Here is a 6,271-nt window from a genome sequence, read left to right as displayed (position 1 = left end):
GAAGCTGCAGGTGGCTGTGCGCCGTCGAGGGCGATATCTCTCGCAGCGCGCTGCTCATGAGGAGGTCGGTGAGTTGCCCCGGAATCAACGAGACGACGTTGCGGAGCTGGATCCTTTTGCGGTGCAGGCAACCACCCCCGGGCAGTAGCGACGCCCGGTTGTGTCGCGCGTTCTATCGAAGTCGCACCTACGGGGTCAGCGCCTCGTCGAGACAAGCTTGGAGTGCGGTCAGATCGGCGGTCCTGAGGTGCAATGGCTCTTGTCCGAAGCCGCGGAAGACGCGGGAGCGGGCGATATGCTCGGCCGGGTCTACATGATCATGAGGTTCGGCAGGACGGCAAGTGCGCTGACATCGGTGACGGACGAATCGAGAAGTCCGAGCGTGGTCAGGTTGGTGAGACCTGCGAGCGGGCTCACGTCGGTGAGGCTGGTGTTGCCGTAGAGCAAGAGTTCGGTGAGGCCCGTGAGTCCGGCCAGCGGTGTGAGGTCGGTGATGCCGAGGTTGTAGCTCAGGTAGAGGCTCTTGAGGCCGCTCAACCCAGCCAGGGGGGTGAGGTCCGAGAGGCTCGGGCTTCGTTGCACGGTGAGCTTCGTGAGCCCGGTGAGCCCGCCGACAGGCCCGAGATCTGTCAGCAGCGGGATGGCGTCGAGGTACAGCGTGTCGAGTTCGGTCATCTGCGCGACGGGGGTGAGGTCGGTGAGTGCATCGCTCCATGTCAGAGCGAGATCGCGGAGGCCTCGCATTTCGGCGAGTGGTGAGATGTCCGCGAGGGACGAGCCCTTGAGTGACGAGCCGCCGCCTTCCGCGGCGTCGGTGCCGGAGTAGTCCAGGTAGGTGATGTTGTCCAGCTCGGCCAGCGGGGCGAGATCCGTAACGCCGGGCACGGACAGCAACACGAGCCGGGTGAGCGCGGGGTGGTCGGCCAGCCGAGCCAGGGGCGCGAGCTCGGTCAGCGCCGGGCTGTCGACGATGGCGAGTTCGGTGAGCGCGGGAAGCTCCATGAGACGTTCAATACCGTCCAGGCTCGTCATGTTCCTGCAATCGACCCTGGTGAGCTGAGCGGGGTCGGTGACCTGCTGGCCGTTGAACGGCGCCACAGCCACACTCCACTCCAAGCACGCGTCGATCGAGCCCGTCTCGGGCAGCTGTGGAGGCCACGAGGCGCTGGTCGGAGGAGGGGAAACGCTCGGCTCAGCAGTAGCCGCGAGGGGTGGCGAGGTGGCGCAACCGGCAAGGCTGATCAGGACTGCGGCGGCTATCACCACGACGGACGCATGCGCGGCCCCGCCGGGTCCGGACACTCCAATCACATTGAACTCCTCGCCCACAGCGCTGATGCGGATGGCTGTTCCACTGGCCTCCTTGGCGTTGTGTGCGCGAGTGCTAGGGGTGGTCAACGCAACCCGCAGTCCACATTAGAGCGGCACTAGTATCCGGTCAGCACGAAACTCAGTAACCGATCCCTCGGCGGAACAGCACTGGCACGGGCAACGAGGTAGCTGAGATCACATCTATGCTCGCGTCATGATCCAGTCCGGGCGCGCGTCCCTCACTGTTGTCTCGAATGAGACTGACCCCGCCCGCGTCTCCGAGATCCTCGGCCTCCTCCCGACAAGCATCAAACGTCGAGGATCAGTGCGCCCCTCGGGTCGCACGTTGGACCACAACGTATGGACGCTCGACGTTGGACGAAGCGCAAATACGGACGCAGACGAGACGGGCACCCGAGCGCTTCACGATCTCGTCAGCTTCGCACGACCGGCAGCCGGGAAGTTCCCTCTCTTGCCGTCGGACTGCAACGCCAGGATTTGGTGGTCCACGGATTCCGACTCGACACAAGGGGGCTTCGTGATCTCAGCGGACCTCGCAGCCAACATCGCCGCGCTCGGTATCGACGTGTTCGCAACCGTCTACCTCGAAGAGGCTTCGAATAACGCGGAGTAATGGGTCCCACAGATCGCCGCTGAAGGATCCGCTTGCGGACGTCCGCTGACGGACCGGCTGTCGCTGCTTCTTCCGCAGGGTTGCGTTCTGACGGCAAGCAACCGCGTCCGCGGCCACGGACTCATGCCATCGGGCCGGTCCCTGCGGCCACTTCCGGCACACCAAGCGCACGCCGTGCCAGGCCGTCGAACCGACGCAGCATCGACCACTCGAGCTCGGCGGTATCAGTCCGAACCGTGACGATGACGGTGTCATCGCCGCCCACGACCTCCCTGAGGCTCGCCGGCCTACGCGAACCTGCAACAGTCGCAGAGATGGGAACGATGACCCCATCGAGGCGTAGGCAGCCTGGATCAATGCGCCACTCCCCGACAAGCCACTCCCTGCTGAGACCAATCTGTCGCCCGGAGAGGACGCGGAGACCACCCAAGAAGGCTCGGCGCTTCGCAGCGTTCGCTCGACTGCGACCGATGAATCCATCAGCGATCCAACCGCCGAACAATGACGCGGCCAGCTGGCCGAGCATATCCGCGATCACTGCATCACTCCGACCGCTTCCTGACTGTGTTCACGTGGGGCAGCGTAGACGATCAATCCTTCGTACCCGCCCGGGTGCTCCGCCCCCGGATGCCGAACTGCTCGCACCGCGGCGTGAGCACGCCCATCGTGCGCGCAGAGATCGACGAGCCGGTCATCGCCGCCACGCTGTTGGGACCGCCCTATCGACGATCCCTAGTGATGCACCGCACTCACTGGTTTACATGCTCCCTTGCGGGCCGACGAGAGTCACCACGGACAGGGCGAGTCGGGTGAGTCCCACGATGATAAAGATGGATCCACCCACAGTGAACGCCATGGCTCCGATCCGGATGTTGGCACGCTTATACAACCGGCTCGCCGCGCGGCGCCCGTACAGCGAAGCCCCTCGGCTCTCAAAGAAAGCCGTTGCGGCGTCGAGGTGCCGCAGCATGTAGACACCAAGACCGACGAAACTGGAATCGACCGGCTTGCGGGCGGCCCTGGGATAACGCGGCCGCGCCATTATGCGCAAGTAGATTCAGCTAAGAGTGCCGCCCCTGCAGGAAAGGCACAATGAACATGTGACCGAACTACTGCGTCCGCAGAGAGAATCCGCCGTTCCCGCCTCTCTTGGCTGGTTCGCTGCAAGGAACGCAGCGTGGGGGGCACTCTTCGGTGTGGGCATCTCGATCGCCTGGATGGTGATCAGTCAAGACTTCTGGTTTGCCGTCCACGTCGCTCTGGTTAGCGCCGCCCTCACTGCCATCTACGGTGCAGTCTGCTCCGTGCCAGCCTTCCTCGTAGGCAGGGCTGCGGCACACCTTCGACTGCTCGTTGTCGGCGTCACCTTCGCCGGCACCGCGATGGCGATTCAAGTCGGTCTCATCATGCTCGTGAGTGCCGCATGGAGCTTCATATGGCACGCTGCGGCATACTCCGTCCTCGGCGCAGTTACCGCCGTTCTCACATTCCGTCGCTCGATCCGCGAGTCACCGCGCAAGCTACCCATCGGAGCGGCTCAATAGCGCAGCGTCGAAGGACCGGCTTGCGGGCGGGACCGCTGCAGCCTCGACGAAACACCGGCCGTAGCCGCGTCGAGGTGCGCGATAGCGCCCGAGGTCCTGAGCGTCCTAGAGTACGAAAGCCCACGACCGTAGGGTGACCGTAATGGGCTGTGCCTGGTGGTTCCCTCCTCTATGGGGGGCTCATCCCAGGACAAACCACCGATGCCTGCCCAGGCGGGTAGGACCGTTGAGGAGAGTTGACGCATGGGCGCACTTGTACGATCGGTCCGGCAGGCGGTAGGGCTGCTCGCGGTGGCCGGGGCGGTGATCGTCCTCAGCGGCTGTGCATCCGCCGCCCCCGCAGGATCCGGCACCGCTGGACCAGCCACCGCCAGCGCCTGGCCCTCCACCCTGCCCGCGATCGGCACGATCGAGGCATGCATCCAGTTCAGCATGTACATGGCCGGTGTCGATGACCCTGCAGAGCTGACCGCCGCGGACTGCAGGTTGTCGAAGATGGAGACTCTCGAAGGGGTCGAACGACTCACCGACCTTCCCGGCCTCACCGAGCTTCACCTGGGCGAAAGCCTGGCCCTGTCCGATCTCACCCCGCTGGCCGAACTGGCCAATCTCACCAACCTCACCACCCTCTCCCTGTCCAATTACCCGGCCCTGACCGATCTCACCCCGCTGGAAGAGATGACCAATCTCACCTTCCTCGAGGTGACTGGCAGCCCGTCTCTCACGGACCTCAGCCCGCTGGCCGGGTTGACTGGCCTCACCCGCCTCACGCTGTCCGGTAGCACGGCGCTCACTGACGTCACCCCGCTGGCCGAGATGACCGGCCTCACCAAGCTCAACCTGTCCAGGAATCCGGCCCTCACGGACCTGACCCCGCTGGCCGGGCTGACTGGCCTCACCGACCTCACCGTGGCACAGAGCCCGGACTTCACCGATCTCACCCCGCTGGCCGGGCTGACCGGCCTCACTCACCTCTTTCTGTCCAACAACCCGAGCCTGTCCGACCTGACACCATTGGCCGGGCTGACCAGCCTCACCGAGCTCTACCTCTACGGCGACACGTCCCTCACCGATATCACCCCGCTGGCCGGACTGACCAACCTCACCATCCTCGGGCTGGACGACTCATCAGTGCAGGACCTCACACCCGTCGCCGGGTTGGTAGACCTGTACATCTGGTAGCCCTAACGGGACACCTCAAGCACCGAGCAGCAGAATCAGGAGTGCGGGAGCGCCGCGCCGGCGGGAGTCAGCCCCCCCACAGGTGTCTCTGGTCAAGGCTCGGCAGAACGGCCGGCCGAAACTCGCCGCCGGCGCGTTTTCGACTTCCGTTGCCGGCATGCCGGACGGCTCCACTCGAACACGATCTGCGACGGGAAACAGGCTCGCCCATCCGCGGAATCACGCGGAATGAATCTCCAATTCGCGAGTTCTCGCATCCGATGCAATTCGCAACCCTTAGGGGTCCATAAGCGCGATTCTGTCGGGCGGCGAGCTTCGAGCGTCGTGTCCGCAAGCGGATCGCTCTGCGGGGCGGTGGCCGAGGGTGACCACGACGGTGACCAGGACATCGTCGGACGGGGAGCTGACCCGGTGGTCGCCCACACGAACTCGCAGGCCCGGGGTCGCTCGGAGCGCTGTGGCACCTGGCGGTGGTGCGTTCTCATCATGAAGCGTGGTCAAGCCTCGGATCCGGTCGCAGTCCTAATTGTTGATGGCTTCGATGCGCATCATGCGCTTCATGCGCGAACGCGGTTGGGCGCAGCTCGATCTGGTACGTCATGCCTGAGGCAAGTCGTGAAAGGATGGCTCCGTGGCTGCAACGGTGATCGCGGTGTACAGCACCAAGGGAGGCGTCGGAAAGACCACGGCCGCGGTAAATCTTGCCTGGCAGGCGGCATCCGAAGGCCTCGGCGTCCTGCTGTGGGACCTGGACCCGCAGGCGGCGGTCACATGGCTGCTGCAGGTGAAGCCGCATCTGCGCGGCGGTGCCGAGGCGCTTGTGCGGGGGAAGAGGCCTGCGCACAGGGCGGTGCGTGAGTCGAAATTCGACCGGATCGATGTGCTGCCCGCGGACAAGAGCTACCGCGACCTCGACATCGCTCTCGACGCTGCCAAGAAGTCCTCGTCCCGCGTGACGGCGGTACTCAAGCCCCTCCGCAAGCATTACGACGTCATCATCCTCGATACCCCGCCGGGTGCGTCGCTGGTTGCCGAGAATGCGCTGCGAGCGGCGGACGTGGTCGTGCTGCCGCTCATCCCCTCGCCGCTGGGCCTGCGTTCGCTGGAGCAGGTACGGGGCGTGATCGCGGATTCCGGCGGCCACGTCAAGCTCGTCGCGTTCCTCTCGCAGGTGGACCGACGAAAGCGCTCCCACCGCGACGCGCTCGAGCACCTTCCCACTGCACACAAGGAGATCGGCGACGGCTTTGTCGGAGCGAGCGTCGTCGTCGAGCGCATGGGCGAGCACCGCGCCCCGGTGGGCGTTTACGCGCCGAGCTCCGACGCCGCCAAAGCCTTCTCGAGCCTGTGGAAGCGCGTCCGCCGCGCCTCGTAGGCTCGCGCGTTGGCGGGCGCTGACCCGAGTAAGAGGAGAGAGCAGCTCCGAGCGGTCGAACACGCGAAGGGGCGCAGCGCTCAACCGCACCCAAGAAAGGATCCGTTTGCGGGCGCATCTCGAGCACAAGAGGATGATGGATCCATGCCCGCTGCCCACCGTCCCGGTCTTCGGGTCGACTCCGGACTCACGATCCCCGAGTCTGAGCTGTCTTGGCGGTTCTCG

5 protein-coding genes are annotated in these 6,271 nt (G+C 65.2%); 4 read left to right on the top strand and 1 reads right to left on the bottom strand.

Annotated elements, in window-relative coordinates; genetic code table 11:
* Positions 1–309: 309 nt before the first annotated feature.
* Positions 310–1,329 carry a leucine-rich repeat domain-containing protein gene (locus ASG80_RS13030; protein WP_156401838.1) on the bottom strand — a complete coding sequence of 340 codons (1,020 nt, stop codon included), beginning with the start codon at positions 1,327–1,329 and terminating at the stop codon, positions 310–312.
* Between the two features lie 196 nt (positions 1,330–1,525).
* Between ASG80_RS13030 and ASG80_RS23015 the strand changes: the two genes are divergently transcribed.
* From ASG80_RS23015 to ASG80_RS13010, 4 genes are all read left to right on the top strand, one after another.
* Positions 1,526–1,945 (top strand): DUF4279 domain-containing protein, encoded by a 420-nt coding sequence (locus ASG80_RS23015; RefSeq protein ID WP_082590304.1) that lies wholly within the window; start codon positions 1,526–1,528, stop codon positions 1,943–1,945.
* A 1,100-nt stretch (positions 1,946–3,045) separates the two neighbouring features.
* Entirely contained in the window at positions 3,046–3,489 is a 444-nt protein-coding gene (locus ASG80_RS13020; RefSeq protein WP_156401837.1) for a hypothetical protein, read from the top strand.
* 243 nt (positions 3,490–3,732) lie between these two features.
* A complete protein-coding gene (locus ASG80_RS13015) occupies positions 3,733–4,671 on the top strand; it encodes a leucine-rich repeat domain-containing protein (RefSeq protein WP_056731380.1) in 939 nt (312 codons plus the stop codon).
* A gap of 631 nt (positions 4,672–5,302) precedes the next feature.
* On the top strand, positions 5,303–6,046 hold the full coding sequence (locus ASG80_RS13010) for a ParA family protein (RefSeq protein WP_056731378.1): 744 nt from the start codon (positions 5,303–5,305) through the stop codon (positions 6,044–6,046).
* The last annotated feature ends 225 nt before the right edge of the window (positions 6,047–6,271 follow it).

Source organism: Agromyces sp. Soil535 (assembly GCF_001428255.1).
Taxonomy (GTDB): domain Bacteria; phylum Actinomycetota; class Actinomycetes; order Actinomycetales; family Microbacteriaceae; genus Agromyces.
Note: the sequence above shows the minus strand (reverse complement) of the source record. Positions and strands in the feature narration are given on the sequence as shown.